The sequence below is a fragment of the Kocuria aegyptia genome (assembly GCF_039530085.1).
GTDB lineage: Bacteria > Actinomycetota > Actinomycetes > Actinomycetales > Micrococcaceae > Kocuria > Kocuria aegyptia.
Genome location: NZ_BAAAOA010000046.1, coordinates 254,155 through 280,037 on the forward strand (window position 1 = coordinate 254,155; position 25,883 = coordinate 280,037).

At 72.2% G+C, this 25,883-nt stretch carries 22 protein-coding genes and 2 riboswitches; of the genes, 12 read left to right on the forward strand and 10 right to left on the reverse strand.

Annotated features, from left to right (window positions below):
- Nucleotides 1-22: 22 nt before the first annotated feature.
- Entirely contained in the window at nucleotides 23-619 is a 597-nt protein-coding gene (locus tag ABD220_RS15500; protein ID WP_344124071.1) for a MarR family winged helix-turn-helix transcriptional regulator, read from the reverse strand.
- 98 nt (nucleotides 620-717) lie between these two features.
- Here ABD220_RS15500 and ABD220_RS15505 point away from each other — a divergent pair, with 98 nt between their 5' ends.
- The 3 genes from ABD220_RS15505 (at nucleotide 718) to fahA (ending at nucleotide 4,148) form a co-directional block, all read left to right on the forward strand.
- The gene (locus ABD220_RS15505) at nucleotides 718-1,944 is read left to right on the forward strand and encodes a homogentisate 1,2-dioxygenase (protein ID WP_344124073.1); all 1,227 of its coding nucleotides are present in this window, start codon (nucleotides 718-720) and stop codon (nucleotides 1,942-1,944) included.
- Entirely contained in the window at nucleotides 1,941-2,813 is an 873-nt protein-coding gene (locus tag ABD220_RS15510) for a hypothetical protein (RefSeq protein WP_344124075.1), read from the forward strand. Before ABD220_RS15505 ends, ABD220_RS15510 begins: the two co-directional genes overlap by 4 nt.
- Before the next feature lie 102 nt (nucleotides 2,814-2,915).
- Nucleotides 2,916-4,148 carry a fumarylacetoacetase gene (fahA, locus tag ABD220_RS15515; RefSeq protein ID WP_344124077.1) on the forward strand — a complete coding sequence of 411 codons (1,233 nt, stop codon included), beginning with the start codon at nucleotides 2,916-2,918 and terminating at the stop codon, nucleotides 4,146-4,148.
- Nucleotides 4,149-4,265: 117 nt separating this feature from the next.
- On the opposite strand, the gene ABD220_RS15520 is transcribed toward fahA, so the two are convergent.
- The 4 genes from ABD220_RS15520 to ABD220_RS15535 all read right to left on the reverse strand — a co-directional run bounded on the left by ABD220_RS15520 (nucleotide 4,266) and on the right by ABD220_RS15535 (nucleotide 8,276).
- Nucleotides 4,266-4,868, reverse strand: coding sequence for a hypothetical protein (locus ABD220_RS15520; RefSeq protein ID WP_344124079.1), 603 nt, complete (start codon nucleotides 4,866-4,868; stop codon nucleotides 4,266-4,268).
- A 39-nt stretch (nucleotides 4,869-4,907) separates the two neighbouring features.
- Entirely contained in the window at nucleotides 4,908-6,056 is a 1,149-nt protein-coding gene (locus tag ABD220_RS15525) for a zinc-dependent alcohol dehydrogenase (RefSeq protein ID WP_344124081.1), read from the reverse strand.
- A 109-nt stretch (nucleotides 6,057-6,165) separates the two neighbouring features.
- Entirely contained in the window at nucleotides 6,166-6,459 is a 294-nt protein-coding gene (locus ABD220_RS15530; protein WP_344124083.1) for a hypothetical protein, read from the reverse strand.
- 290 nt (nucleotides 6,460-6,749) lie between these two features.
- The gene (locus tag ABD220_RS15535) at nucleotides 6,750-8,276 is read right to left on the reverse strand and encodes a gluconokinase (RefSeq protein WP_344124085.1); all 1,527 of its coding nucleotides are present in this window, start codon (nucleotides 8,274-8,276) and stop codon (nucleotides 6,750-6,752) included.
- 229 nt (nucleotides 8,277-8,505) lie between these two features.
- Between ABD220_RS15535 and ilvD the strand changes: the two genes are divergently transcribed.
- The 3 genes from ilvD to ABD220_RS15550 all read left to right on the forward strand — a co-directional run bounded on the left by ilvD (nucleotide 8,506) and on the right by ABD220_RS15550 (nucleotide 12,614).
- Nucleotides 8,506-10,338, forward strand: a complete 1,833-nt coding sequence (gene ilvD / locus ABD220_RS15540) for a dihydroxy-acid dehydratase (RefSeq protein WP_344124087.1) — start codon at nucleotides 8,506-8,508, stop codon at nucleotides 10,336-10,338.
- 214 nt (nucleotides 10,339-10,552) lie between these two features.
- Nucleotides 10,553-12,031 (forward strand): alanine/glycine:cation symporter family protein, encoded by a 1,479-nt coding sequence (locus ABD220_RS15545; protein ID WP_344124089.1) that lies wholly within the window; start codon nucleotides 10,553-10,555, stop codon nucleotides 12,029-12,031.
- Between the two features lie 79 nt (nucleotides 12,032-12,110).
- Nucleotides 12,111-12,614 (forward strand): OsmC family protein, encoded by a 504-nt coding sequence (locus tag ABD220_RS15550; RefSeq protein ID WP_344124090.1) that lies wholly within the window; start codon nucleotides 12,111-12,113, stop codon nucleotides 12,612-12,614.
- Nucleotides 12,615-12,711: 97 nt separating this feature from the next.
- Here ABD220_RS15550 and ABD220_RS15555 read toward each other — a convergent pair whose 3' ends face one another.
- Nucleotides 12,712-13,206, reverse strand: coding sequence for a CoA-binding protein (locus ABD220_RS15555; protein ID WP_344124091.1), 495 nt, complete (start codon nucleotides 13,204-13,206; stop codon nucleotides 12,712-12,714).
- Nucleotides 13,203-14,630, reverse strand: a complete 1,428-nt coding sequence (locus ABD220_RS15560) for an O-acetylhomoserine aminocarboxypropyltransferase/cysteine synthase family protein (protein ID WP_344124093.1) — start codon at nucleotides 14,628-14,630, stop codon at nucleotides 13,203-13,205. Before ABD220_RS15560 ends, ABD220_RS15555 begins: the two co-directional genes overlap by 4 nt.
- Before the next feature lie 82 nt (nucleotides 14,631-14,712).
- Nucleotides 14,713-14,811: riboswitch (SAM riboswitch) on the reverse strand.
- A gap of 106 nt (nucleotides 14,812-14,917) precedes the next feature.
- A riboswitch (SAM riboswitch) is annotated at nucleotides 14,918-15,032 on the forward strand.
- An 84-nt stretch (nucleotides 15,033-15,116) separates the two neighbouring features.
- Between ABD220_RS15560 and ABD220_RS15565 the strand changes: the two genes are divergently transcribed.
- From ABD220_RS15565 to ABD220_RS15590, 6 genes are all read left to right on the forward strand, one after another.
- Nucleotides 15,117-17,078 (forward strand): acetoacetate--CoA ligase, encoded by a 1,962-nt coding sequence (locus tag ABD220_RS15565; protein ID WP_344124095.1) that lies wholly within the window; start codon nucleotides 15,117-15,119, stop codon nucleotides 17,076-17,078.
- A complete protein-coding gene (locus ABD220_RS15570) occupies nucleotides 17,075-18,256 on the forward strand; it encodes a thiolase family protein (RefSeq protein WP_344124097.1) in 1,182 nt (393 codons plus the stop codon). The genes ABD220_RS15565 and ABD220_RS15570 overlap by 4 nt, the downstream gene beginning before the upstream one ends.
- The gene (locus ABD220_RS15575) at nucleotides 18,253-18,711 is read left to right on the forward strand and encodes a Zn-ribbon domain-containing OB-fold protein (protein WP_344124099.1); all 459 of its coding nucleotides are present in this window, start codon (nucleotides 18,253-18,255) and stop codon (nucleotides 18,709-18,711) included. Before ABD220_RS15570 ends, ABD220_RS15575 begins: the two co-directional genes overlap by 4 nt.
- On the forward strand, nucleotides 18,708-19,835 hold the full coding sequence (locus ABD220_RS15580) for a thiolase family protein (protein WP_344124101.1): 1,128 nt from the start codon (nucleotides 18,708-18,710) through the stop codon (nucleotides 19,833-19,835). The genes ABD220_RS15575 and ABD220_RS15580 overlap by 4 nt, the downstream gene beginning before the upstream one ends.
- Nucleotides 19,836-19,873: 38 nt before the next feature.
- Nucleotides 19,874-21,202, forward strand: a complete 1,329-nt coding sequence (locus tag ABD220_RS15585) for an MFS transporter (protein ID WP_344124103.1) — start codon at nucleotides 19,874-19,876, stop codon at nucleotides 21,200-21,202.
- A 114-nt stretch (nucleotides 21,203-21,316) separates the two neighbouring features.
- A complete protein-coding gene (locus tag ABD220_RS15590) occupies nucleotides 21,317-22,384 on the forward strand; it encodes a tartrate dehydrogenase (RefSeq protein ID WP_344124105.1) in 1,068 nt (355 codons plus the stop codon).
- A 67-nt stretch (nucleotides 22,385-22,451) separates the two neighbouring features.
- On the opposite strand, the gene ABD220_RS15595 is transcribed toward ABD220_RS15590, so the two are convergent.
- The 3 genes from ABD220_RS15595 to ABD220_RS15605 form a co-directional block, all read right to left on the reverse strand.
- On the reverse strand, nucleotides 22,452-24,071 hold the full coding sequence (locus ABD220_RS15595; protein ID WP_344124107.1) for an SLC13 family permease: 1,620 nt from the start codon (nucleotides 24,069-24,071) through the stop codon (nucleotides 22,452-22,454).
- Nucleotides 24,072-24,150: 79 nt separating this feature from the next.
- Complete coding sequence (locus ABD220_RS15600) at nucleotides 24,151-24,873, reverse strand: 2Fe-2S iron-sulfur cluster-binding protein (RefSeq protein ID WP_344124110.1); 723 nt, start codon at nucleotides 24,871-24,873, stop codon at nucleotides 24,151-24,153.
- Between the two features lie 80 nt (nucleotides 24,874-24,953).
- Nucleotides 24,954-25,712 (reverse strand): succinate dehydrogenase/fumarate reductase transmembrane subunit, encoded by a 759-nt coding sequence (locus tag ABD220_RS15605; protein ID WP_425552573.1) that lies wholly within the window; start codon nucleotides 25,710-25,712, stop codon nucleotides 24,954-24,956.
- Nucleotides 25,713-25,883: the final 171 nt, after the last annotated feature.

Sequence of the window (25,883 nt, forward strand, 5' to 3'; positions counted from 1 at the left end):
TCGTCGTCGGCGGCGCGCCGCACTACTTGCGGGCCCGTGCGCCGATCCGCTCGCGCTGCTCCATGAGCTTCTCCAGCAGGGTCACGAGCGTGTGCTGCTCCTCCTCGGTCAGTGCCTCGGCCCACTGGCTCTCCCGGTCGTTCTGGGCCCGGAACGCCGTGCGGATCTTCTCCTGCCCGGCCTCGGTCAGGTGCAGGGTCACGGAGCGGCCGTCGGCCGGGGACGCCTCGCGCCGGAGCAGGTCCTTGCCGACCAGCGTGCCGGTCAGGTTGGACACCGCCGCGCGGCTCATCCCGGTCAGGCGGGCGGCCTCGTGGGGATTGAGGGGGCCTGCCACCCAGAGGGCCAGGAGCAGGCGGAAGCTCGACCAGGTCCCGCCGGCGGGACGGTGGATCGAGGACTCGAAGTCGTAGACCGCGGTGGACGAGGACCGGTTGAGCGAGAGGAACATCCGGTTGGCCGCGAGGTCCGCGTCGGGGAACTCCTCGGAGATCCGGCGCTGGGCGGCCTGGACGAAGGACCAGTAGTCGGGCAGCGCGGCGGAGGACGTCCCGGAGGTGGTCCCGGAGGGCGACTCGGGGGACGTCCCGGAAGGTTCGGTGCGGTCGGCGAGGGGCATGGCGTCGATTCTAGGGGAGGGCTTGCCCCATATAGTACAACGCTTTACTATCTGGGGGGAGAGCTGGATCACAGACCGCCACATGCGAGGAGACGGCCATGGCCTACTACCGGCAGCTGGGCCCCGTGCCCCGGCAGCGCCACACCCTGTTCAAGGACGACGAGGGCAACATCCTCTACGAGGAGCTCATGGGGGAGGAGGGCTTCTCCTCCGACTCGTCGCTGCTCTACCACCGGCACATCCCCTCGGCGATCGTCGGGACCCGCGGCTGGGAGCTGCCCGACCAGACCCTGACCCCCAACGACCCGCTGCTGCCGCGGCACCTGAAGCTGCACGAGCTGTTCACCGAGGAGCAGGCCGCCGGGACGGATGCGGTGACCGGACGCCGGCTGGTGCTGGGCAACTCCGACGTGCGGCTCTCCTACGCGTGGGTCGGGAGGACCTCCCCGCTGTACAAGAACGCCGTGGGCGACGAGTGCGTCTACGTGGAGCGCGGCTCGGCGCTGGTGGAGACCCAGTTCGGCCCGCTCGAGGCCGTCGAGGGCGACTACGTGATGATCCCCCGGGCCACGATCCACCGCTGGGTGCTGCGGGAGGGCGAGACGGCCCGCCTCTACTTCGTCGAGGCCAACTCCCACATCACCCCGCCGCACCGCTATCTCTCCAGGTACGGGCAGCTCCTCGAGCACGCCCCCTACTGCGAGCGCGACCTGCACGGGCCCACCGGTGTGCTCCTGCGGGACGAGACCGACGTCGAGGTCTACGTCAAGCACCGCGGCCGCGGCCCCTCGGGCCTGGACGGGACGGTCCACCTCCTGCCGCAGCACCCCTTCGACGTGGTGGGCTGGGACGGGTGCCTGTACCCGTACACCTTCAACATCAAGGACTACATGCCGATCACCGGCAAGGTGCACCAGCCGCCGCCCGTGCACCAGGTCTTCGAGGGGCACAACTTCGTGGTCTGCAACTTCGTGCCCCGGAAGGTCGACTACCACGAGCTCGCCGTGCCCGTGCCCTACTACCACTCGAACGTGGACTCGGACGAGGTCATGTTCTACGTGGACGGGGACTACGAGGCGCGCAAGGGCTCGGGCATCGGCAAGGGCTCGGTCTCCCTGCACCCGGGCGGGCACCCGCACGGCCCGCAGCCCGGGGCGATCGAGAAGTCCCTGGGCGTGGAGTACTTCGACGAGACCGCCGTCATGGTCGACACCTTCCAGCCGCTGGCCCTGGGCGAGGCCGGACTGGCGGGCGACGACGGCAAGTACGTCACGTCCTGGACCCCGGGCCGGGAGTGGACCGGCGGTCTGTGGTCCAACTCGTGAGCGCCGCCCCGACCACGGGAACCGCCGGGGGGACCGTCCCGGCCCAGTTCGCCGGGTTCTTCGACGACGCCGCGACGTTCCCGCCCGGGCTCGCCCCGCTGGAGCGCGCGGTGGCGGACCACGTGGGGCGGTGGGCGAACCCGCTCGTCGCCGCGGTGGGCCCGGCGGTGCTCAAGCTCGAGGACCTGCCCGAGGCGCGGCGGATCGCCGCGGGCCTCGATCGCGGGGACCGGGCGGTCGAGGTCTCCGTCGTGACGCCGGCCGGGCAGCTGCAGGCCGCGCTGGAGGCCGCCGAGCAGGCCCGGCCCGAGCTGCGGGTGGTCGCGCTGGAGCTCAAGACCGACCCGTCCGACCAGGACGTGTGGGCTGCCCAGCTCCGGGAGGCCGCCGCGGTGGAGGAGATCCCGGTCTACGTGGAGCTGACCGCCGACCAGGTCCGCGGCGGGGCGCTGGAGCTGCTGGAGGGCACCGGGCTGCGCCTCAAGTACCGCACCGGGGGGATCGAGGCGCACCTGTTCCCGGCCCCGGAGCAGCTGGCCGCGGTGCTCACCGAGGCCGTGGCCGCGCGGATCCCGTTCAAGCTCACCGCCGGGCTGCACGAGGCCGTGCGCTGCACGAACCCCGCCACGGGCTTCAGCCACCACGGATTCCTCAACATCGCGCTGGCCACCGAGGCGGCCCGCGCCCACGAGCCCGCCGAGCGGGTGGCCCGGCTGCTCACCGAGACGGACCCGGAGCCGCTGGTCGAGCTCGCCCGGGCCTCCGACGGGTCCTGGCGCGGGTCGTTCGTCTCCTTCGGGACCTGCAGCGTCGGGGAACCCGCCGCGAGCCTCGAGCGCCTGGGCCTCTTCCCGCACGGTCTCGCCTGACGGGCGCGCCCTCCCGCCCCCGGAACGCCGGGGGCGGGAGGGCGCGCCCGTCGGCACCGTCGTCCCCCACGTCCGTTCCCCACGTCCGAGGAGATCCATCCTGTGAGCACCGCCGCCGACCGCTTCGCCACCGAGGGCTTCGGCCCCGAGAACCTGCCCTACGCCTCCTTCTCGCCCCCCGGCGGGGACCCCCGCCTCGGGGTGCGCCTCGGGAACCGGGCCATCGACGTGAACACGCTGGCCGCCGCGCTCGGCACCACCGGACCCGTGCTGCCCGCAGGCGCCCACCCCGCCGTGTCGGCGCCGACCCTGGACGTGCTCCTGGCCGCCGGCCACGAGACCTGGACCGCGCTGCGCTCCTGGCTGGTCGAGGTCGTGACCACCGACGGGCTCGACGAGGCGGTGGAGGCCTCCTCCCATCCGGTGGGAGAGATCGCCCTGCACATGCCCTTCACCGTGGCCGACTACGTGGACTACTACGCCTCCGAGCACCACGCCTCCAACGTCGGGAAGATGTTCCGCCCCGACCAGGCCCCGCTGCTGCCCAACTGGAAGCACCTGCCGGTGGGCTACCACGGCCGCGCCGGCACCGTGATCCCCTCCGGGCAGGACTTCCCCCGCCCCAAGGGCCTGCGCCCCGAGGCCGACGGCACCCCCAGCTTCGGCCCCTCCCGGCGCCTGGACATCGAGGCGGAGCTCGGTTTCGTCCTGGGCGGGTCCGCCCCGGCCGGAGAGGTCTCCCTGGACCGGGCCGCCGCCGAGCACCTCTTCGGGGTGGTGCTGTTCAACGACTGGTCGGCACGGGACATCCAGGCCTTCGAGTACGTCCCCCTGGGCCCGTACCTCGGGAAGTCCTTCGCGTCCTCGATCTCGCTGTGGGTCGTGCCGTGGGCGGCCCTGGCCGCGGCCCGCGTCGCCCCCCCGGCACGCGAGCACCCCCTCGCTCCCTACCTCGACGACGACGGCGAGGACCCGTGGGGTCTGGACATCACCCTGGGCGTGACCGTGGACGGGCAGACCGTCTCCCACCCCCCGGTGTCCACCATGTACTGGACCGCCCCGCAGATGGTCGCCCACATGAGCGTCAACGGCGCATCCCTGCGCCCGGGCGACTTCTTCGGCTCCGGCACCGTCTCCGGGCCCGAGCCCGGCCAGCGCGGGTCCTTCCTGGAGCTCTCCTGGGGCGGGAAGGAACCCTTCACCCTGCCCGACGGCACCGAGATGACGTTCCTGGCCGACGGCCAGACCGTGACCCTCACCGGCACCGCCCCGGGCCCCGGCGGCTCCGTCATCGACCTCGGCGAGTGCACCGCCACCGTCCTGCCCGCCACCTGAGCGCTGGGTCCCGTTCCCGCCGGTGACCACGGTCGCCCCCGCCGGCCACACCGTTCCGCGGCCCGCGGGGGAGGACGTGGCCGCTCCCGCGCCCGGAGGCCGCGGACGGGGCCGGCCTCAGCCGCGGCGCCGCGCCAGGGCCCGTGCCGCGGCGACCGCGGCGCCGCCCGCCAGGACCCACGGTCCCGCGACGACGACCGGGTCCAACCACGTGTGCGAGAGGTCGGCGCGCGTGGAGCCCAGCCGGGACGAGACGCCGTGCCGGGAGAACTCGCTGAGCACCCCGGTCTCGGTCACCGGGTTGTCCGGGCGCAGGCTCGCGAAGGAGACGAGGTGGCTCTCCCACGCGTCGACCCGGTCGGCGGCCAGCAGGATCAGCCAGTGCGCGGCCCGGCCCTCGCTGTACCTGCGGTAGGCGTGCTTGCGCAGCACCCCGGAGAGGCCCTTCGGCGGGCAGGAGGTGCCGAAGACGGGCGTGAGCCCGGCGTGCTCGATCGACCGCTCCCGCGGCCACTTCTCCTCCTGGCGCTCGGGGACCTCCCAGTGGGCCCCCGTCGCGCCCGGGTCGTAGCGCAGCTTCGGCACGGACGGGCGGTCGGCGGGGTCCAGGTCCACGCCCCAGCCGGGAATGCGGGCCCGCAGCGCCTCGCGGTCGACGGGGCGCACCGGTTCGCCGGCGGTGTACGGGGTGTGCTGGGAGGGATCGGGGGTGTTCGTCATGGTTCCTACCTTCCGGATCGGCCCCGCGGCCCTGCCGCCTCAGGAGGCGGCAGGCACGACGAGCGGCTTGAGGCAGCCGTCCAGCTTGGACGAGAAGATGTGGTATCCCTCGGCGATGTGCTCCAGGGGGATGCGGTGGGTCACGAGATCGCTCGGGGTGAGGTGGCCATTGCGGATGTGCTCGAACAGCCGCGGCCACTGCCGCTTCACGGGGCATTGGTTCATCCGCAGGGTCAGCCCCTTGTTGAGCGCGTCGCCGAACTTCACGGCGCTGAACATCGGCCCGTACGCCCCCATCACCGAGATGGTCCCGCCCTTGCGCGCGGAGTCGATCGCCCAGTTCAGCGCGATGGGGGACCCGCCCTGCAGCTTGAACTTGGCCGAGGTCACGTGCTGGATGAAGTTGCCGTCCGCCTCGGCCCCGACGGCGTCGATGACGACGTCCGCGCCCAGGTAGTCCGTGGTCCTCTTCATCTCCACCACGATGTCGTCGTACTCCGCGAAGTTGAACGTCTCGGCGTGGGCGAATTCCCGGGCCTTCTCGAGCCGGTACTCCAGGTGGTCGATCACGATCACCCGGCCGGCGCCCATCAACCAGGCCGACTTCGCCGCGTACAGCCCCACGGGACCGGCCCCGAGGACCACGACGGTGTCCCCCTCGACGATGTCGCCGAGCTGCGCCCCGAAGTAGCCGGTGGCGAGGGCGTCGGTGCACAGCACCGCGTCCTCGTCGCTCATCCACTCCGGGATGGGGGAGGGCCCCACATCGGCGAACGGGACCCGCACGTACTCGGCCTGACCGCCGTCGTAGCCCCCGCAGGTGTGGGAGTAGCCGTAGATGCCGCCCACCGCGGTGGCGTTGGGGTTCACGTTGTGGCAGTTCGAATACAGCCCACGGGCGCAGTACCAGCAGGACCCGCAGTACACGTTGAACGGCACCATGACGCGGTCGCCGGGCGCCAGGCGCTGCACCGACGGGCCGACCTCGTGGACCACGCCGACGAACTCGTGTCCGAAGGTCGTGCCGACCCGGGTGTCCGGCATCATCCCGTGGTAGAGGTGCAGGTCGGATCCGCAGATCGCCGCGAGCGTGACCCGGATGATCGCGTCGTTGGGATGCTCGATCCCCGGGATGTCCTTCTCCTCCACGCGGACCTTGTACGGCCCGCGGTACACCATCGCCTTCATTCGACCCGTCCCGATTCATCAGTGGACTTCCGATGTGGCTCAGCGTCCCACCGACCGGGAGGGGGGTCAACCCTCTGGGCGTTCCGGGTGGGCCCGGGGATCCGTCCGCTCAGGCGGTGCGCTCCGGGACGCAGTGGCCGGTCCTCCGGCGCCGGAGGTCGGCGCTCGACGGGACGCGCGGGTGGTACCGGCGGTCGAGCAGAGTGTTGGCCGCCCAGCTCAGCAGGTCCCGCTCGCGGGCCGGCAGGTCCAGACACTGGTGCAGGTAGGCCTCGACCTCGAGCTCGTCGGCGGTCCCGCCGAGGCCGAGATAGCGGACCCAGAGCCGGCGGCGCCCGATCGACGCCCGTTCGAGCGCCTGGTGCAGTCCGACGGCCTGTTCCCGGCCCAGGGAGTCGTCCATCGTGGTTCCTTCCGTGCTGCGCGGGGGCGGGGGACGGGTGCCCGTGCACCGGGTGGAGCGTGCACCGGGACCCACGGGCTCCACGCTAGGAAAGCGGCTGCGGCGGAGCCACGGTATTAGCGGAGGTACACCATTGTGTCCCTGTGTGAGGAAAGCCCAGGTCACACCCGAGCCGCGCGGAGGCGCGCCGCCGCAGGACCTCTCGGGCACCCGTCGCCGAACCCACCGCGGGCGCCCGAGAGGCCGGAAGCAGGCGCCGGGTCCCGGGCGCTCGCGGCGAGCTCGGCGGATCAGGGGCCGACGGCCCCTTCGTAGAGCTCCTCGAAGCGGGCGCGGGCGGCTCGGTAGTGCTCCGCGCGCCCGGGTACCGGCTCGTGCTCCGGCCCGTAGGGCGGGCGGGCCCGCTCCACGTCGGGGGCGAGGGTCTCGAGGGCGAGCAGGGCGGTGCCGCGCAGGGTCGCGCGCTTGAACTCGGCCCGCGCCACGGGCTTGCCCAGGGCGTCGGCGAGCAGCTGCAGCAACTCCGGCACGTCCTGCGACGCGCTGCCGGAGGCCACCACGCGGTCCACGCCGCCGGCGGCGTCCTCGAGCTGCTCGGCCACCCGGGCGTAGGAGATCGCGACGCCTTCGAGCACCCCGCGGGCGAGGTCCGCGCCGGTGCTCGAGGCGGACACGCCGGCGAGCACGGCCCGGGCGCCACCGGCCCAGCCGGTCGAGCGCTCACCCGTGAAGAACGGCAGGACCACGGGGGTGGGGCCGGCCACGTCCGCGGCGGCGACGTCCGCGAGCGTCGTGCCCTCCGGCAGGATCACCGTGCGCTCGAGCCAGTCGAGTGCCCGGCCGACGTCGTTGAGGGCACCGCCCAGCAGGCACCGTTGCGCGTCGATGCGGTAGCACCACAGCCCGGTCGGCACCCGCTCCGGGATCCGGTGCAGCAGCACGCGCGCGGCCCCCGACGTGGCGGTGGAGACGACCATCGTCGAGGCGTCGGTGCCGCCGGAGCCCAGGTTGGCGCTCAGCCCGTCGGCCACCGGCGCGAACCAGGCCGCGCCCTCGAGGGCGGGCCAGCGCTCGGCCACGGAACCCGCGACGCCGGGGATCGGCTCGTGCGGATCGGCGAGGGGGTTGAAGTGCTCGGCACCCAGACCGCAGGCCAGGAGCAGGGGCTCGTCCCACCGGCCCGTGCGGCGGTCCAGCATCCCGGTCCACGCGGCCGTGGCGGTCCCGGCGCGCGCGGTGCCCAGCAGGCGCAGGTGCACGTACTCGCCCAGGGACATCCACCGCCGGGCCCGTTCCCACGTCCCGGGGTCCGTCTCCCGGATCCAGCGCAGCCGCGGGGCCAGGTACGAGGTGTGCAGGCGGGCGCCGGTGCGCTGCAGGGCGGCGGGCTCGTCGAGCTCCTCGCGCAGCCCGGCCAGCTGCTCGGCGCACCGGGAGTCGGCGTAGGTGAAGCACGTGGTGACCGCTGCGCCGTCGGCCCCGACGCCCACCAGCGAGGACGCGAAGGTGTCCAGGGCGACGCCCGCCACCCGGCCGACCAGCGCAGGGTCGGCCAGGACGAGGTCGAGAACCGCCGAGAGCTCGTCCGTCACCTGGTCGGGGTCGATCACGGAGGTCCCGTCCGCCGCCGTGCTGAACTCGTGCTCGATCTTGTGCCGGTAGCCCCGCACCGGGGTCCCCGTGGCGTCGTGCAGACCGCCCCGGCTGCCCGTCGAGCCGACGTCGAGGGCCATCACCAGCGGGTCGACGGCGTCCTGCAGTTCCACGCTGAACGCGGCGCCGTCGTCCGGCCGTGGGGGCGTCGAGTGGTGGCTCATGGTCGGCTCCTTCTGAGGGCTGCGCGGCTGGCCCCAGTGTAGGAGGCGGCGCACATCGTCCGGTCACATCGTGAGACGCAGGTCCGCCCATCAGGATGTTGCGGTCGAGAAGCGTATTCTGGACGGCGGACCGCCGGCGGCCGGCCCGGGCGCTCCACGGCCCGTGGGCCGCCCGCCCGGCCACCGGACATCCACCGGACATCCTCGACCAAGGAGACGCAGCTCCGCCATGCCCCACCTCCGCTCCCGCACCTCGACCCACGGCCGCAACATGGCCGGCGCCCGCGCCCTGTGGCGCGCCACCGGCATGGGCGACGACGACTTCGGGAAGCCGATCGTCGCGATCGCGAACTCCTACACGCAGTTCGTGCCGGGTCACGTGCACCTCAAGGACATGGGCGACCTCGTGGCCTCCGCGGTCAAGGAGGCCGGCGGCGTGGCCAAGGAGTTCAACACCATCGCGGTCGACGACGGCATCGCGATGGGCCACGACGGCATGCTCTACTCCCTGCCCTCCCGCGACATCATCGCGGACTCCGTGGAGTACATGGTCAACGCCCACCGGGCTGACGCCCTGGTCTGCATCTCCAACTGCGACAAGATCACGCCGGGCATGCTGCTCGCCGCGCTGCGGCTGAACATCCCGGTGGTCTTCGTCTCCGGCGGGCCCATGGAGTCCGGCGAGGCGGTCGAGGGCGTCGTGGAGCACCGCCTGGACCTCGTGGACGCGATGTCCATGGCTGTCGACGAGTCCGTCACCGACGAACAGCTGGGCCAGATCGAGCGCAACGCCTGCCCCACCTGCGGATCCTGCTCGGGCATGTTCACCGCCAACTCCATGAACTGCCTCACCGAGGCCCTCGGCCTGTCCCTGCCCGGCAACGGCACCACGCTGGCCACCCAGGTGGCCCGCAAGGAGCTCTTCCTCGAGGCCGGCCGCCGGGTGGTGGACCTGTGCTGCCGGTACTACGAGCAGGACGACGAGTCCGTGCTCCCGCGCAACATCGCCACCAAGGCGGCGTTCGAGAACGCCATGGCCCTCGACATCGCCATGGGCGGGTCCACCAACACGATCCTGCACATCCTCGCCGCCGCCCAGGAGGGCGAGGTGGACTTCACCCTCCCGGACATCGACGCGCTGTCCCGCCGGGTGCCCTGCCTGTGCAAGGTCGCGCCGAACTCCACGCGGTTCCACATCGAGCACGTCCACCGGGCCGGCGGCATCCCCGCGCTCCTCGGCGAGCTGCGCCGCGCGGGCCTGCTCAACGAGGACGTGCACGCGGTGCACGCCCCGGACCTGGCCAGCTGGCTGGACGAGTGGGACGTCCGCAGCGGCCGCTCCTCGGAGCGCGCCCGGCAGCTCTTCCACGCCGCCCCCGGCGGGGTGCGCACCACGCAGGCGTTCTCCACGGCCAACACGTTCGAGTCCCTGGACCTCGACGGCGAGGACGGCTGCATCCGCTCGGTGGAGCACGCCTACACGCAGGACGGCGGCCTGGCGATCCTCTACGGCAACATCGCCGAGGACGGGGCGGTCATCAAGACCGCCGGCATCGACGAGGAGCTGTTCCACTTCGTCGGCAAGGCGTTCGTGGTCGAGTCCCAGGACGAGGCCGTCTTCGAGATCCTGTCCAAGAACGTCCGGCCCGGCGACATCGTGGTCATCACCCACGAGGGTCCCAAGGGCGGCCCGGGAATGCAGGAGATGCTCTACCCGACCTCCTACCTCAAGGGCCTCGGCCTCGGCCGGGAGTGCGCGCTCATCACCGACGGCCGCTTCTCCGGCGGCACCTCCGGTCTCTCGATCGGGCACATCTCCCCGGAGGCCGCGGCCGGCGGCGCCGTGGGCCTGATCGAGACCGGCGACGAGATCGAGATCGACGTCGCCCGGCGCCTGCTGCGCGTGAACGTGGACGACGCGGTCCTGGCCGCCCGCCGGCAGGCCAGGGGCCCGGCCCCGTGGTACCCCACGAAGCCGCGCGAGCGGCAGGTCTCCAAGGCCCTGCGCGCCTACGCCTCGATGGTCACCTCCGCGGACAAGGGCGCGGTGCGCGTGATCTGACCCCTTCTCCCACTGTTCTCCGAGGTCGCGGCAGACGGCGACCGGGCGCCGTCCGGTCACCGTCAGCCGCGACCTCGGCGCACCGGGACGGGCCGAGACGCCGGTCACTTCCACTAGAGTTCCGTCGGGGCGCGCAACCGCTGCGCCCGGTCGATCACGCGGGCCCCGCAGACCCCACGCCGGGGACCCGCGTCCGTCACAGTTCGGAGCTGCAATGGAACTCGTCACCGATCTCGTGGGCACCCTCGGCGGCTGGGTGTGGAACGTGGTCTTCGCCATCCTCATCGGGGTGGGCCTCTACCTGACCGTCCGCACCGGCGTGGTGCAGCTGCGGCTGGTCCCGGAGATGTTCCGGGTGCTGGGCGACAAGCCCGGCCTGGCCGAGGACGGCAGGAAGGGCATCTCCGCGTTCCGGGCCTTCACCGTCTCCGCCGCGTCCCGCGTGGGCACCGGCAACATCGCCGGCGTCGCGATCGCCATCAGCCTCGGCGGCCCCGGCGCCGTGTTCTGGATGTGGGTGATCGCCGGCATCGGCGCGGCCAGCGCGTTCACGGAGTCCCTGCTGGGCCAGCTCTACAAGATCAAGGCGCCGGCCGGCTACGTGGGCGGACCCGCCTACTACATGGAGCGCGGCCTCGGCGCGCGCTGGATGGGCCTGCTCTTCGCGGTCGTGATCACCCTGACCTACGGGTTCGTGTTCAACTCCGTGCAGTCCAACTCGATCGTGGACGCGCTGGGCGGCTCCCTCGGCGTGGACATCGCCGCGGCGGAGGCCCTGTGGTTCCGGATCCTGGTCGGCGCCGTGCTCGTGGGGCTGACCGCCGCGATCATCTTCGGCGGCATCCGCCGGATCTCCGCGGTCTCCGAGATCGTCGTCCCCGTCATGGCGGTGCTCTACATCGCCCTGGGCCTGCTCGTGGTCGTGCTGAACCTCGGCGCGGTCCCCGCGGTGCTCGGCCAGATCCTCGAAGGGGCCCTCGGGATCCGCGAGTTCGTCACCGGCGGGCTGATCGGCGTCATCATCCAGGGCATGAAGCGCGGCCTGTTCTCCAACGAGGCCGGCATGGGCTCGGCCCCCAACGCCGGTGCCACCGCGTCCGTGTCCCACCCGGCGAAGCAGGGCTTCCTGCAGGCGCTCGGCGTGTACTTCGACACCTGGCTGATCTGCTCGATCACCGCGTTCATCGTGCTCCTGTCCAACCCCGAGTTCGGCGGCCGAGAGGGCGCGTCCCTGACCCAGTCCGCACTGGCCCTGCAGCTGGGCAACTGGGCGGTGCACTTCCTGACCGTGGCGATCTTCCTGTTCGCCTTCACGTCCGTGATCGGCAACTACTACTACGGCGAGTCCAACATCCGCTTCCTCACGGGCTCGCCCGCGGCGATGACGGCCTACCGCGTGCTCGTGCTGGTGTTCGTCTTCGGCGGCGCGGTGCTGGCCCTGGACCTCGTGTGGTCCCTGGCCGACCTGTTCATGGCGGTCATGGCGACCATCAACCTCGTGGCCCTGGTGCTGCTCGCCGGCGTGGCCGTCCGGGTGCTCAGGAACTACGAGGCCCAGCGCAAGCAGGGCGTGGAGCCGATCTTCCACAGCGGCGACGTCCCGGGCCTGTCCGGGCTCGGGGCGTGGGACGGCACCGACGTGGTGACCACCCGCGCCTACTGGGAGGACCGGGCGGCCGAGCGCGTCCGCTGAGACCGCCCGGCGCGGGCGCCCCGCGTGGTGCCGTCCGCGCCGGACGCTCTACAGTGGCACCATGGAATCTCGAACCCAGATGACCGCTGCGGAGCTCCGGCAGCTCCAGGCGCCCCTCAAGGACCGCTACCGGGAGGACCCCGCGGCGGCCCGCACGCCCCTGCACTCCCACGGCGACTTCCGGGACCCCGGACTGACCTGCACGGTCGACACCTGGGCGGGTCCCGTGCGGGGCGGTCCGCACGCCGCCACCGGCGGGGACGGCAGCGATGCCTGCTCCGGGGACATGCTCCTCGACGCGCTGCTGGCCTGCGCCGGAGTGACCCTGCGCAGCGTCGCCACCGCCATGGGCGTGGAGGTGCGCTCGACCGAGCTGACCGCCGAGGGGATGTTCGACGCCCGCGGCACCCTGGGCGTCGACCGGGCCGTGCCCGTCGGGGTCCAGGACGTCGTCGTGACCGCCCGCGTGGACGCCGACCTCGACGACACCGGCCTGGAGCGCCTCGCGCGGGCCACGGAGCGCTACTGCGTGGTCAGCCAGAGCCTGAAGGCCGACGTGAGGTTCGTGCTCGAGCGCGTGTAACGACCCCGCACGCAGGACAGGGACGACCCCGCCCGCAGGACGGGAACGACCCCGGAAGCTCCAGGCTCCCGGGGTCGTTCGTCGTCCCGGGCCGGTCTCAGGCCAGGACCTGCCGCTTCGCCGAGACCACGCCGGTGTTGAAGCCGGCCAGGTGCAGGCCGCCGTGGAAGCGGGCGTGCTCGATCTTCACGCAGCGGTCCATGACCACGTTGAGCCCGCCCTCCTCGGCGATCCTGGCGGCCTCCTCGTGCCAGGAGCCCAGCTGCAGCCACAGGGTCCTCGCCCCGACCGCCACGGCGTCGCGGGCCACGCCGGGGAGGTCGTCGTGGCGCCGGAACGCGTCGACCACGTCGGGCGTCTCCGGCAGCTCCGCCAGGGACGGATAGACAGGCCGGCCCATGATCTCCTGCAGCACCGGGTTGACGAAGTACACCCGGTACGGCGAGGAGGACAGCAGATAGGTCGAGACGAAGTAGGAGGCACGGGACGGCTTGTCGGACGCCCCCACGATGGCGATCGACTCGGTGTCGTGCAGGATCTTCAGCCGCTCGGGCGCGCTCGGCCCCGTCCAGGTGCGGGTCTCGGGGGTCATCGGAGCACTCCTTCGGTCGTGGTCGCCGTGGCGGCCTCGGCAGTGACATCGGCGGTGACATCTGCGGTGACATCAGCAGTGACACCGGCCGGGGCACCAACAGCGGAGGCAGCATCCCGGGACAGGCCGGTGGCCGCGGTGAGGGCCTGGTCCAGGTCCCAGAGGATGTCCTCGACGTCCTCGAGGCCCACCGACAGGCGGATGAGGTCCTCCCGCACCCCGGCCTGGAGCAGCTGCTCGGCGCTCAGCTGCTGGTGAGTGGTCGAGGCCGGGTGCAGCACGAGGGTGCGGGCGTCGCCGATGTTGGCGAGGTGACTGGCCAGCTGCAGGTTCTCGATGAACCGGGCGCCGACCTCCCGCCCTCCGAGCCGGTCCGTGGGGGAGACCCCGAACGCGAACACGGCGCCGGGTCCGAGGGGCAGGTACTTCCGGGCGCGGTCGTGGTGGGGGTGGTCCGGCAGCCCGGCCCAGTTGACGTAGGAGACGCGCGGGTCCTCCGCCAGCCACCGCGCGACGGCGTGCGTGTTGGCCAGGTGCGCGTCCATGCGCTGCGGCAGCGTCTCCACGCCCTGAAGCAGGTTCCACGCGGACTGGGGGGCCAGCGCGGGGCCGATGTCCCGCAGCTGCTCGGTGCGCAGCCGGGTCAGGAACCCGTACTCCCCGAAGTTCCCCCACCAGGTGACGTCGTTGTACGTCGGCACCGGCTCCGTCATGGACGGGAAGTTGCCGTTCGCCCAGTCGAAGCGGCCGGACTCGACGACGACGCCGCCCAGCGTGGTGCCGTGCCCGCCCAGGAACTTGGTGGCCGAGTGGATGACGATGTCCGCCCCGTGCTCGATCGGGCGGACCAGGTACGGCGGGGTCATGGTCGAGTCGACGACCAGCGGCACGCCGGCCTCGTGCGCGACCGCGGCGAGGCCCTCCAGGTCCGCGACGTCGCCGGAGGGATTGGCCACGACCTCCGTGTAAACGGCCTTGGTGCCCGGGCGCACCGCGGCCCGGTAGTCGGCGGGGTCGGTGCCGGGCACGAACGTGGTCTCGATCCCGAACCGGCGGAGGGTGACGTCCAGCTGGGTGACCGTCCCCCCGTAGAGCTGGGCGGAGGCCACGATGTGGTCCCCGGCCTGGGCGAGCGCGGCGAACACGAGGAACTCGGCGGACATGCCGGAGGCGGTGGCCACCGCGCCGATGCCTCCCTCGAGGGAGGCGATGCGCTCCTCGAACGCCGCGACGGTCGGGTTGCCGATGCGGGAGTAGATGTTGCCGTACTTCTGCAGGGCGAACAGATTGGCGGCGTCGTCGGCGTCCTTGAAGACGAACGAGCTGGTCTGGTAGATCGGGACCGCCCGGGCGCCGTGCTCGGCGTCGGGGGTGCCCCCGGCGTGCAGGGCGCGGGTGCGGAACCCGAACTGGTGGTCGGCCATGGGGAGAACTCCTCGTGCAGGTGGTGCCGCTGGTCGGTCCCGGGCGAAGAGGTGCCCCCGGTGGGCGGCCCGGGAGTGCGCTGCTCCATCGGTCCTGGCGGTAGCACCGTGCGGTCTGCGACGTGGACCACGGTTGCTGCGGCGTCGTCGATCCAGGTCTCTCGGCCGCTCGGGATGGCTGCCTCCCATTGTCGTCGTCCGGAGTGTTTCGCGCCAACCGGGCCGCCACGGTTCGCCGATCTGACACGGACGGCTTCCCTGGCCTATCGTGAGAACGCATTCAGCACGATCACGAGACCCGGCGCGAAGCTCTGGCTGGCCGGGCGGCAACCCTCTCCCGTAGCGGGGTGCCCCAGATGAGGATCGGGCCGCAGGGCACACCGCCTGCGGCAAGTACGGCGCCCTCCGCGCCGGATCTGCGCAGCACCCCTGAACAAGGTGCCGGGCCACGGGGCAGATCAGCTCAGGAAAGGCGCGCCCCGCCCGATGACCCCGCACGGCCCTGCCACTCTCTGGACACCCCCGGACTCTGCCTACAGGGACTCCGCCATGAGTCGCTTCGCAGTCGCCAACGGGTTTGACCCCCGTCGCTACGACGAGCTGCACGGCTGGTCGGTGACCCGGCGGGACGAGTTCTGGAACGCGCTGTGGGACTTCACGGGCGTGCGCGGGGACAAGGGCGACGTCGTGGAGCAGGCGCCGCCGACCGGCGGCGCCGACCTCGAGCTGCTGCCCTCCCTGCGGCACGGACGCATGTTCGGGACCAGGTACTTCCCCGCCGGACGGCTCAACGTGGCCGAGAACCTGCTGCGGGGCGAGCCGCACCGGCTCGCGGTGCTCGCCGCGGATGAGACGGGGACCCACACGCGGCTCACCGTGGGGGAGCTGCGTGGACGGGTTGCGGCGGTCCAGGCGGGGCTGCGGGCGGCAGGGGTCGGTGAGGGAGACGTCGTCGCCGGCATCCTCCCCAACACCGTCGAGAACCTCACCACGATGATCGCCACCCTGTCCCTGGGGGCCGCCTGGGCGGGCTGCTCGCCGGACTTCGGGGTGGCCGGCCTGGTCGACCGGATCGGGCAGGTGCGCCCGTCGGTGGTGGTCGCCGCGCAGAGCTACGCCTACAACGGCCGCGACTTCGACGTGCGGGACAAGGCGGAGGAGGTCGTCGCCCGCCTGGCGACCACGTCCGATCTCGTCCTGGTCGGTTCCCCCCGGTGGGAGGACGAGTTCACGGACGAGACCTCACCCCTCACGCTCGAGCGCTTCCCGTTCGACGCCCCCGGCCTGATCATGTTCACCTCGGGCACCACGGGGCTGCCCAAGGCCATCGTGCACAGCGCCGGTGGCGTCCTGCTCCAGCACCTCAAGGAGCACGTCCTGCACGGGGACGTCCGTCCCGGCGACGTGCACTCCTGGTTCACGTCCACCGCCTGGATGATGTACGCGTGGGTCGTGTCCGTCCTGGCCGCGGAGGCGGCCGTGCTGCTCATCGACGGCCACCCCTCGCCCCGCCTCCCCGACGGCACCGCCGACCACGGACACCTGTGGCGGATGGCGGACGAGGCCGGGCTCACCCACTTCGGCACGAGCCCCCGGTACCTGACCGCTCTCATGGACTCCGCGTACGCGCCCCGGGAGCACCACGACCTGCGCGCCCTGCGATCGGTCCTCTCGGCCGGGGCGCCCGTCTCCCCGGAGCAGTACGACTGGCTGTATGCCGAGGTGAAGCAGGACATGGTCTTCGCCTCGATCTGCGGCGGGACGGAGATCCACGGCTGCTTCCAGCTCGGCTCCCCCCTTCACCCGGTGCGCCGGGGCGAGATCACCTGCATCGCCCTGGGGCACGCCGTCAGCGTGCTGGACGAGCGGGGAGCGCCGGTGGTCGGGGAAAAGGGCGAGCTCGTGTGCACCGAGCCCTTCCCGTCGATGCCTCTGACCTTCCTCGGGGAGGGGGGGCTGCAGCGCTACCACGACACCTACTTCGCCGAGCGCCCGGACGTGTGGACCCACGGCGACCTCGCCGAGATCACCCCGCGCCGCTCCGTCGTCGTCCACGGCCGCTCGGACACGACGCTCAAGCCCAACGGCGTGCGGATCGGCACCGCGGAGATCTACCGGGTGGTCGACCAGCGCCCCGAGGTCGCCGAGTCCCTCGTCTTCGGGCACACCGCCCGCACCGACGAGGAGGTCGTCCTCTGCCTCGTGATGGCCGACGGGCACGAACTGACCCCCGGCTTCACCGCGGAGCTGCGGGCGGACATCCGCACCCAGGCCTCGCCCCGGCACGTCCCCGCCCACGTCTTCGCCGTCGCCGAGGTCCCCTACACCCTCAACGGCAAGAAGGTCGAGGGCGCGGCCCGCCTCGCCGCCGGCGGCGAGGCCGTGAAGAACGAGGCGTCGCTGGCCAACCCCGGCTCCCTCGACGAGTTCCGGAGGCTGTTCGCATGAGTCGCGACCGGGGAACGGCGCGCGGCACGATCGTCGGCGTGGGCGAGCTCCCACCGACCCGCCGGACGGAGGACGCCACGACCATGGGCCTGCTGGCCCGGGCCGCGAAGCTCGCCGTCGAGGACGCCGGGATCGGCAAGGGCGAGATCGACGGGCTGCTGATGGGCCCCCAGGTCGGTGAGACCCCGCAGCACGTCCCGGCGATGCTCTCCGAGTACCTCGGCCTGCAGCCCCGGATGGCGAACGTGGTGGACCTCGGCGGGGCCACCGGGCCGGGCATGCTCTGGCGGGCGGCGGCGGCGATCGACGCGGGCATGGCGGACGTCGTGCTGTGCCTGGTCGGCAACCACCGCAATCCGGTGCCGCCCCGCTCGCCCAACCGCAACCCGATCCGCGAGTTCGACGTCCCGTTCGGGGCCTCGGGCGCCAACACCTCATACGCCCTGCTGAAGACCGCCCACATGGACCGGTACGGGACCACCGACGCCGACTTCGCGCGGATCGCCGCCGTCTCCCGGGCCCACGCCCAGCACAACCCCAACGCCATCTTCGCCGGCAAACCGGCCACGGTGCAGGACGTCCTCGACTCTCCATTCATCGCCGAGCCGTTGCACCTGCTGGAGATCGTGATGCCGGTGGCGGGGGCCACCGCGGCCGTCGTCGTCAGTCCCGAGCGGGCCGCGGCGATGGACCTCCCCCATGCTCCCGTGCACCTGCTCGGCGCGGGCGAGAAGCTGACCCACCGGGCCATGAGCCAGTCGCCCTCCCTCACGACCGGGCCGCTCAAGCCGGCCACGGCGCAGGCCTACGCACAGGCGGGGATCTCCCCGGCGGACCTCGACGTCCTGTCGATCTACGACTGCTACACCGTGCTGGCCGCCATCACCCTCGAGGACGCTGGGGTGTGCCGGCCCGGGGAGTTCGCGCAGTGGATGCAGGGCAGAGATCTCTCGCACACCGGTCCGGTGTCCTACAACCCCCACGGCGGCCAGCTGGGGTGCGGCCAGGCCGATCTCGCCGGCGGCATGAGCCATGCCATCGAGGCCGTCCACCAGCTGCGCGGCACCGCCCACGGGCGCCAGGCCGCCGACCCGCACCTCGCCCTCGTCACGGGCAACGGGGCGACCATGAGCGAGGCCGTCGCCCTGGTCATCGGCTCCCAGGAGGTCGCGCCATGACTCTGTCCCGCGAGAAGCAGGTGCTGACCGCCGCGCAACTGTCCGCCCTCACCGTGCCCCCGCCCGTCCCGACGGGAGAGACGCGACACTTCTGGGACGCCTGCGCCCGGGGTCGCTTCGAGCTCCAGCACTGCGCCGGGTGCGAGCGCTGGGTGTTCTACCCGCGCGCGCAGTGCCCGCACTGCTGGAGCCAGGATCTGCGCTGGCGGGAAGCCTCGGGGAAGGCCACCGTCCGCAGCTTCACCGTGGTGCACAAACCCGGGCACCCGGGCTGGGCCGACGCCGCCCCCTACGTCGTGGCGGTCCTGGTCCTCGCCGAAGGACCCACGATGCTGACCACCCTCTGCGACGTCGCCCCGGCGGACGTCGCCGTCGGCATGCCCGTCCGGATCTCCTTCACGCCCGTCGGGGAGTACACCCTGCCCACCGCGGTCCCGGCGGGAGCACCCCGATGAGCCCCGGCGCCTACCTGCTCGACGGGATCCGCGTCCCCTTCGGGTGCACCGGAAAGGCCCTCGCAGACCGGAGCGCCATCGAGCTCGGGGCCCTGCCGATCGCGAAGCTGCTGCGCCGCCACCCGGATCTCGCGCTCGACGCCGCCCTGCTGGGCGTCGTCGTTCAGGCCGGGCTCGGCCAGAATCCCGCGCGGACGGCGGCGCTGGCCGGCGGCGTGGACCCGGAGGTGCCCGCACTGACCCTCAACAGCGTCTGCCTGGCGTCCCTGGAGGCGGTGTGCGACGCCGCGCGGCGGATCACGGTGGGGGAGGGCGCCGCCTATCTCGTGGGCGGGTTCGACTCGATGTCCACCGGTCGACGGCTCGGAGGGGACGTCGACGCCGTCCTCCACGACGGGCTGCTGGACGCCGCCTCCGGCCGGTCGATGGGGGTCGTCTCGGACCGGGTCAACGCCGAGCTCGGCATCAGCCGCGAGGACCAGGACGCCTGGGCCCACGGCTCCCATGCCCGGGCCCTGGCCGCGCGCGACTTCCTGCGCGGCGAGACCGTGCCCGTGCCGCTGCCGGACGGCAACGTGCACACCGACGACCAGGGCGTGCGGGCGCAGTCGTCGATCGAGGCCCTCGCCGGCCTGCGTCCGGTGTTCACTCCGGACGGGACCATCACCGCGGGCAACGCCTCCCAGACGGCCGACGGCGCGAGCGCCGGCCTGGTCGTCTCCGAGGAGGTCCTCGACCGTACGGGTGCCGTGCCCCACGCGCGGATCGTGGACTGGGCGTTCGTGGCCGGTCCCGACACCAGCCTGCACCTGAAACCGGCCCGTGCCGTGCGCCGGGTGCTCGACCGCCAGGGCCTGGTCCCCGCGGACGTCGACGTCTACGAGATCAACGAGGCGTTCGCAGGGGTCGCGATCGCCTCCGCCCGGGACCTCGGGGTGCCCGGCGAGGTCGTCAACGTCCACGGCGGGGCCGTCGCCGTGGGGCACCCCCTGGGCGCCAGCGGCTTCCGGCTGGCACTGACCGCGGCCCGGACCCTGCAGGTCCGCAACGGCCGCCGTGCTGTCGCGACCCTGTGCGGCGGCGGAGGACAGGGCCTCGCGGTCCTCCTCGAAGCCGTCTCCTGAACGATCACTCCCTTCCCGCACCGAGAGAAAGACCACCCATGAGCACCACCACGTCACCGCCCCCCGCCGCCCCGCCCGGCCGAGTCGTCCTGGACACCCGGAAGGAGTCCCGCAAGGTCGCCGTCGGCAGCTTCGTGGGCACCACCATCGAGTGGTACGACTACTATCTCTACGGCACCGCCGCCGCGCTCATCTTCCCGGCCGTGTTCTTCCCCGAGGACGACCCGGCCATCGGTGTCGTGAAGGCCTTCGCCACCTACGCGGTGGGTTTCGCGGCCCGCCCCCTCGGTGGCTTCATCTTCGGTCACTACGGCGACCGCATCGGCCGCAAGACCATGCTGATGCTCTCCCTCATCCTCATGGGCGTCAGCACGTTCCTGATCGGGCTGCTGCCCTCCTACGACGCCATCGGTCTGTGGGCCCCCGCGTTGCTCTGCCTCATGCGCCTGATCCAGGGCTTCGCCGTGGGCGGGGAGTGGGGCTCGGCCGTGGTGATGGCCGTCGAGCACGCGCCGAAGGGCAGGCGCGGACTGTTCGGCAGCTTCCCCCAGCTGGGTGTACCCGCGGGACTGCTCATCTCGTCCGGCGTCTTCGCGCTGATCAGCAACGGACTGGGCCAGGAGGCGTTCACGGCCTGGGGCTGGCGCATCCCGTTCCTGCTCTCGGCCGTGCTCATCATCGTCGGGATCGTGATCCGGATGGCCGTGGCCGAGTCCCCCGTCTTCCAGGAGCTCCTGGACACGGACACCCGGGCCGAGAAGCCCTCTCGGGAGGTCATCGTGCACCACTGGCGCAACCTGCTGCTGACCATCGGCATGAAGATGTTCCAGAACGCCGTCTTCTACATCTACACCGTGTTCATGCTCGCCTACATCAGGGACTCCCTGGAGATGGACTACCAGGTGGGGCTCAACGCTGTGATGATCTCCTCGGTGGTGGGCTTCCTCACCATCCCGGGTTGGTCCTGGCTCAGCGACAAGGTGGGACGCAAGCCCGTCTACCTGGCCGGATGCGTGCTGGGCACCCTCTACTTCCCGTTCATCTTCGTCATCGCGGACACCCACAGCGTCCTGTGGGTGACGCTGGGCATGGTCATCGGCGCGAACTTCCTGCACGACATGGTCTACGGCCCGCAGGCCGTGTACTTCTCCGAGCTGTTCGGCAGCAAGGTCCGGCTCTCGGGCGCCTCGATCGGATACCAGGTCGGGGCGATGCTCTCGGGCGGTCTGGCGCCGCTGATCGCTGCCTCGCTGCTGGCCGCGCAGGAGGGCGCGACCTGGGGCATCAGCCTCTACATCGTGGCACTCGGCGTGATCTCGACCGTGTGCACGCTGCTCGCACGGGAGACCTTCCGCGAGAAGTTCTGACGCCTGTCCGGCCGCCGGGGCGGACCGTCACGGGCCGCCCCGGCGGGCTATGCTCGGCACCAGCTGCGGAACGCGCCCGCCTCCGCGGTCCGGACGAGGTTGCGGAGGATCCCTGTGACAGGCCAACGGCACTACACGATTGACGTGATCGCCGGCGACGGCATCGGCCAGGAGGTCATGCCGTCCGCGCTGCGCTGCGTCGACGCGCTGGCGCAGGCGCACGGCTTCGCCGTCGAGTGGCGCGAGCGCCACTGGGGCTCCGACCACTACCGGGCCCACTCCCGGATGATGCCCGTCGACGGCATCGAGCAGCTCGCCTCGGGCGACGCTGTCCTGCTCGGGGCGGTCGGCGCCCCGGACATCCCCGACGACGTCACCCTGTGGGGCCTGCTGATCCCGATCCGCCGCGAGTTCCACCAGTACGTCAACCTCCGGCCGATCCGGATCCTGCCCGGCGTCACCTCTCCGCTGCGCGGGCTCGACGAGCTGGACCTCGTCGTCGTCCGCGAGAACATCGAGGGCGAGTACTCCGAGGTCGGTGGCAGGCTCTATCGCGGCCGGCCCGAGGAGATGGCCGTCCAGGAGTCCGTGTTCACCCGCGCCGGCGTCACCCGCATCGCCCGCTACGCCGCCGAGCTGTCCCGGCGCCGCTCCGGCCGGCTGGTCTCGGCCACGAAGTCCAACGGCATCATCCACACCATGCCGTTCTGGGACGAGGTCGTGGACGCCACGGTCTCCGAGTACCCCGGCGTGACGGTCGAGAAGGTCCTCATCGACGCACTGGCCGCCCGGATGGTCCTCAAACCGCGCAGCCTCGACGTGATCGTCGCCTCCAACCTCTTCGGCGACATCCTCTCCGACCTCGCCGCCGGGGCCGCCGGCTCGATCGGTGTCGCCCCCAGCGCGAACCTGAACCCGGAGAAGAGCCACCCGTCCATGTTCGAGCCGGTGCACGGCTCCGCCCCCGACATCGCGGGTCAGGGCATCGCCAATCCGGTGGGCACGATGTGGGCGGCAGCCATGATGCTCGACCACCTCGGGGAGGACGGGGCCGCCCGGCACCTGGAGTCGGCCTTCGAACAGGCCCTGGCCGACGGCACCCGCACCGGCGACCTCGGCGGAACGGCGACCACCGAGGAGTTCACACAGGCCGTGCTGGCCCGGTGCGCCGCCGCTTCGTGACGGGGGCGGCGACACGCCTCGGGGGCCCGTGGGCGCCACGGACCCCCGAGGTCGGGGCAGGGACCGGCTAGATCACCAGGCCCAGCGCGAAGGGGCCGATGAGCACGGTGAAGATGGTGATCAGGATGACGCCCACGATGTTGAGCACGATGCCGCCGCGGACCATCTCGGTGATTTTGACCTGGCCGGTGGCGAAGACGATGGCGTTGGGCGGGGTGCCCACCGGCAGCATGAACGCGCACGTGGCGGCCAGGGCCGCCGGGATGAGCAGGGTCATGGGGTCCACCCCGATGCCCACGGCGACCCCGCCCAGGATCGGGATGAACGTGGCGGCCGTGGCGGTGTTGGAGGTGATCTCGGTCAGCAGCAGCACGATCGCGACCACCGCGGCGAGCAGCAGCACGATCGGCAGCGCCCCGAGCCCGGAGACCTGCGCGCCGAACCAGGCGTCCAGTCCGGTGCCGGCCACCGCGGCGGCCAGCGACAGGCCGCCGCCGAAGAGCAGCAGCACGCCCCAGGGCAGGCCCTCCTCGGCGTCGTTCCACTCCAGGGTCATGTTCCCCTGCTTGTCCCCGGGCAGCAGGAAGAGCAGCACGCCGGCGCCGATGGCCACGACCGTGTCGTCGAAGAGCTCCAGCCACGGCAGCTGGGTGCCGAGGTCGCCGATCCCGGTCAGCAGCCCGGGCACGATCCAGAAGAACGCCGCGATGACGAACACCGTGAGGACGATCTTCTCGCCCTGGCTCATCGGGCCCAGGGCCGCGATCTCCTCGTTGATCAGCTCCTTGCCCCCGGGCACCTCGGCCAGGTTGAACCGGAAGATCACGCGGGTCAGGAGCAGCCACGCGAGCCCGATGAAGACGATCACGATGGGCACCCCGAGCATCATCCACTGGGCGAAGCCCACGGTGCGGCCCAGCTCCTCGCTGATGTAGCCGGCCACGATGGCGTTGGGCGGGGAGCCCAGCAGCGTGCCCAGACCGCCGATGGTCGCCGACCAGGCGATCGCCAGGACCAGGGCCACCCCGAACAGGCGGACGTCGCGGTCGTCGATGACGTCGCTGATGGCCTTGCCGCCGCGGATGTCCTCGCCCAGGGCCTCGGCCTCGGCGCGGGTGCCGCCCTTGCGGCTGTTCTCCACCACCAGGGTCAGCACGGACAGCCCGATGGGCAGCATCATCAGCGTGGTCGCGGTGTTGGACACCCACATGGACAGGAACGCGGTGGAGATCATCAGCCCGAGGATGATCTGGCGGGGATGGGTGCCGACCCGCCGCAGGGTCAGCAGGGCGATGCGGCGGTGCAGGTTCCACTTCTGCATGGCGATCGCGATCAGGAAGCCGCCGAGGAACAGGAACACGATCGGGTTCGCGTAGGGGGAGGTGACCTCGGAGACCTCCAGGGCGGTGAGCACCGGGAACAGCACGATCGGCAGCAGCGAGGTGATGGACAGCGGCACCGCCTCGGTCATCCACCAGACCGCCATCAGGGTCGCGACGGCACCCACCACGCGGGCGTCGGCCGAGATGTCCGCACCGCCCAGCAGGAACCAGACGAGCAGGGCCAGGAGCACGCCCAGACCCCGGTACAGCCAGGTCCGGCCGGGGGCGCGGGCGGGCTCGCGGTCCTCCGGCTCGTAGTCGAACTCGCCCTGCTCGGGGACGATCTTTCCGGAGCGCTCACTCATGTGACCCACCTCACCGTTGTCGGGACGTGCCCGAAAGGTAGCAGTCACGTTCCGGGGCGGCAAGGCGCCCCGCGCGGAGTCACTCGGGGCGCGGCGTGTCCCCGCCCCTGCGCGGGAAACGGTTGCGCAGGTACTCCTGCGCCACCGCGGAGAGGTTCTCGACCGGCAGCCCGGCCGGGCAGACCTCCACGCAGTCGCCGAGCATCGAGCACGGCCCGAACTGCTCCTCGGACGCGTCGATCACCTTGGCGGAACGCTCCCGGCGCTCGGCGTCGTCCTTGGCCAGCGGCGGCAGCTCCCGCAGCATCGTGCCCACGAACAGCTGGCCGGAGCCGTTGGGGCAGGACGCGACGCACGCCCCGCAGCTGATGCAGCCGCCGTTGGCCAGGGCCTTCATCGCCACCGGGAACTTGCCGGCCTTCGCCACCAGGCGCAGCGCCTTCTTGTCCACGGAGAGGTCCTGCTTCACCGGGAAGGAGGACGCCCGCAGCGGCTCGATCCGCACGCGGTCCCCGTCCCGGTAGGCCCCGAGGTGCTGCATGCAGCTCGCGGCGTTGCGCTCGGGGCCGTGCGCCACGCCGTCGACCGTCACGCCGCACTTGCCGCAGACCCCCTCGCGACAGCCGTCGTCGAAGACCACCGGGTCCTCGCCGGCGGCCTCCAGCTGCGCGTTGATCCGGTCGAGCAGCTCGAGCACGGTCATGTCCGGGCTCGCGTCCGGGACGTCGTAGGCCGTGAAGCCCCCGGGCTCCTCCGGGGAGGGCTGGCGCCACACGTCCACGGTCAGGCAGAAGGTGCTCACTCGCTCGGGTCCTTGTCGTCTCGAAGAAGGTGGTCCCGCGAGAGGTCGTCTCGCAGCAGGGGGGAGGGCGGCCACGGGGTTCAGCGGACCGCGCGGGTCAGCACGGCCACCGGGATCGTGGTGTTGCCGGCGGCCACGGCGGCGCCGAAGGCGTTCGCGGCGATCCGCAGCCGACGCTGGAACCGCCGGTCACCGCTCACGCCGACGTCGTTGGCGATCTCGGGGATCCCGTGCACCAGATGCGCGGCCAGTGCCGCCATGGACAGGGCGTAGGCGGCGGCCACCGGCGGGCGGGAGAGGCTGGCCACGAGGTTGGCGTGGGCGCTGCCGTGCTCGAAGCCATGGGCCGCGGCGGGCCGGGCGCCCAGGGTCAGGTCGAGGACGTGGAAGACCGTGAACAGCCCGAGCACGCCGCCCGTGCTGCGCATCGAGCGCTTCGCCACCGCCCACGGGGAACGACGGCGACCCCGCGGGCGCCGGCCGGTGCGCGGCAGCAGCGTGCCGTTCGCCGCCCAGGACCGCGCGGCCAGCACTGCGGCGCCGCCCGCGTGGACGACGAGGCCGGCGGTCAGGACGCCGCGGGCCGCCCAGAGCACCGTGCCGCGCGGCAGCACGGGGGCGCCGGCGGTGCGGAGGAACTCGGCGTAGGCGTTGAACTTCTCCTCGCCCTGGTAGATCTTCAGGTTCCCCAGCATGTGCACCAGCACGTAGCCCGAGAACAGGGCGCCGGAGGCGGCCATCGCGAGCTTGAGGTCGGCGTTCGAGAGGGCGGGCAGCAGCCCGTCCGGCGCGGAACGGGCGGTGCCTGCGGTGCGGGGGGAGTCTTTCACGGCATTCATCCTAGGGGCGGTGCGGGCCGAGACGTCACAAGTCTCAACGTCCTTGCGGAGGGGGTCACGGGCTGTCACACGGCGCTGAGGGGTCCTCTCCCGGCTCCGCGCCGGCCCCGGGGGACGCTTGTCCACCGGTGTGAGCGGCTCGTGCCGACAGGCAACGACCTCTCGGGTGGG

Excerpts from the sequence above, each read along its gene's own strand:
- ABD220_RS15500 (WP_344124071.1), bottom strand. The coding sequence starts at position 619 with ATGCCCCTCGCCGACCGCACCGAACCTTCCGGGACGTCCCCCGAGTCG.
- ABD220_RS15505 (WP_344124073.1), top strand. The coding sequence starts at position 718 with ATGGCCTACTACCGGCAGCTGGGCCCCGTGCCCCGGCAGCGCCACACC.
- ABD220_RS15520 (WP_344124079.1), bottom strand. The coding sequence starts at position 4,868 with ATGACGAACACCCCCGATCCCTCCCAGCACACCCCGTACACCGCCGGC.
- ABD220_RS15525 (WP_344124081.1), bottom strand. The coding sequence starts at position 6,056 with ATGAAGGCGATGGTGTACCGCGGGCCGTACAAGGTCCGCGTGGAGGAG.
- ABD220_RS15530 (WP_344124083.1), bottom strand. The coding sequence starts at position 6,459 with ATGGACGACTCCCTGGGCCGGGAACAGGCCGTCGGACTGCACCAGGCG.
- ABD220_RS15535 (WP_344124085.1), bottom strand. The coding sequence starts at position 8,276 with ATGAGCCACCACTCGACGCCCCCACGGCCGGACGACGGCGCCGCGTTC.
- ilvD (WP_344124087.1), top strand. The coding sequence starts at position 8,506 with ATGCCCCACCTCCGCTCCCGCACCTCGACCCACGGCCGCAACATGGCC.
- ABD220_RS15545 (WP_344124089.1), top strand. The coding sequence starts at position 10,553 with ATGGAACTCGTCACCGATCTCGTGGGCACCCTCGGCGGCTGGGTGTGG.
- ABD220_RS15550 (WP_344124090.1), top strand. The coding sequence starts at position 12,111 with ATGACCGCTGCGGAGCTCCGGCAGCTCCAGGCGCCCCTCAAGGACCGC.
- ABD220_RS15555 (WP_344124091.1), bottom strand. The coding sequence starts at position 13,206 with ATGACCCCCGAGACCCGCACCTGGACGGGGCCGAGCGCGCCCGAGCGG.
- ABD220_RS15560 (WP_344124093.1), bottom strand. The coding sequence starts at position 14,630 with ATGGCCGACCACCAGTTCGGGTTCCGCACCCGCGCCCTGCACGCCGGG.
- ABD220_RS15565 (WP_344124095.1), top strand. The coding sequence starts at position 15,117 with ATGACCCCGCACGGCCCTGCCACTCTCTGGACACCCCCGGACTCTGCC.
- ABD220_RS15570 (WP_344124097.1), top strand. The coding sequence starts at position 17,075 with ATGAGTCGCGACCGGGGAACGGCGCGCGGCACGATCGTCGGCGTGGGC.
- ABD220_RS15575 (WP_344124099.1), top strand. The coding sequence starts at position 18,253 with ATGACTCTGTCCCGCGAGAAGCAGGTGCTGACCGCCGCGCAACTGTCC.
- ABD220_RS15580 (WP_344124101.1), top strand. The coding sequence starts at position 18,708 with ATGAGCCCCGGCGCCTACCTGCTCGACGGGATCCGCGTCCCCTTCGGG.
- ABD220_RS15585 (WP_344124103.1), top strand. The coding sequence starts at position 19,874 with ATGAGCACCACCACGTCACCGCCCCCCGCCGCCCCGCCCGGCCGAGTC.
- ABD220_RS15595 (WP_344124107.1), bottom strand. The coding sequence starts at position 24,071 with ATGAGTGAGCGCTCCGGAAAGATCGTCCCCGAGCAGGGCGAGTTCGAC.
- ABD220_RS15605 (WP_425552573.1), bottom strand. The coding sequence starts at position 25,712 with ATGAATGCCGTGAAAGACTCCCCCCGCACCGCAGGCACCGCCCGTTCC.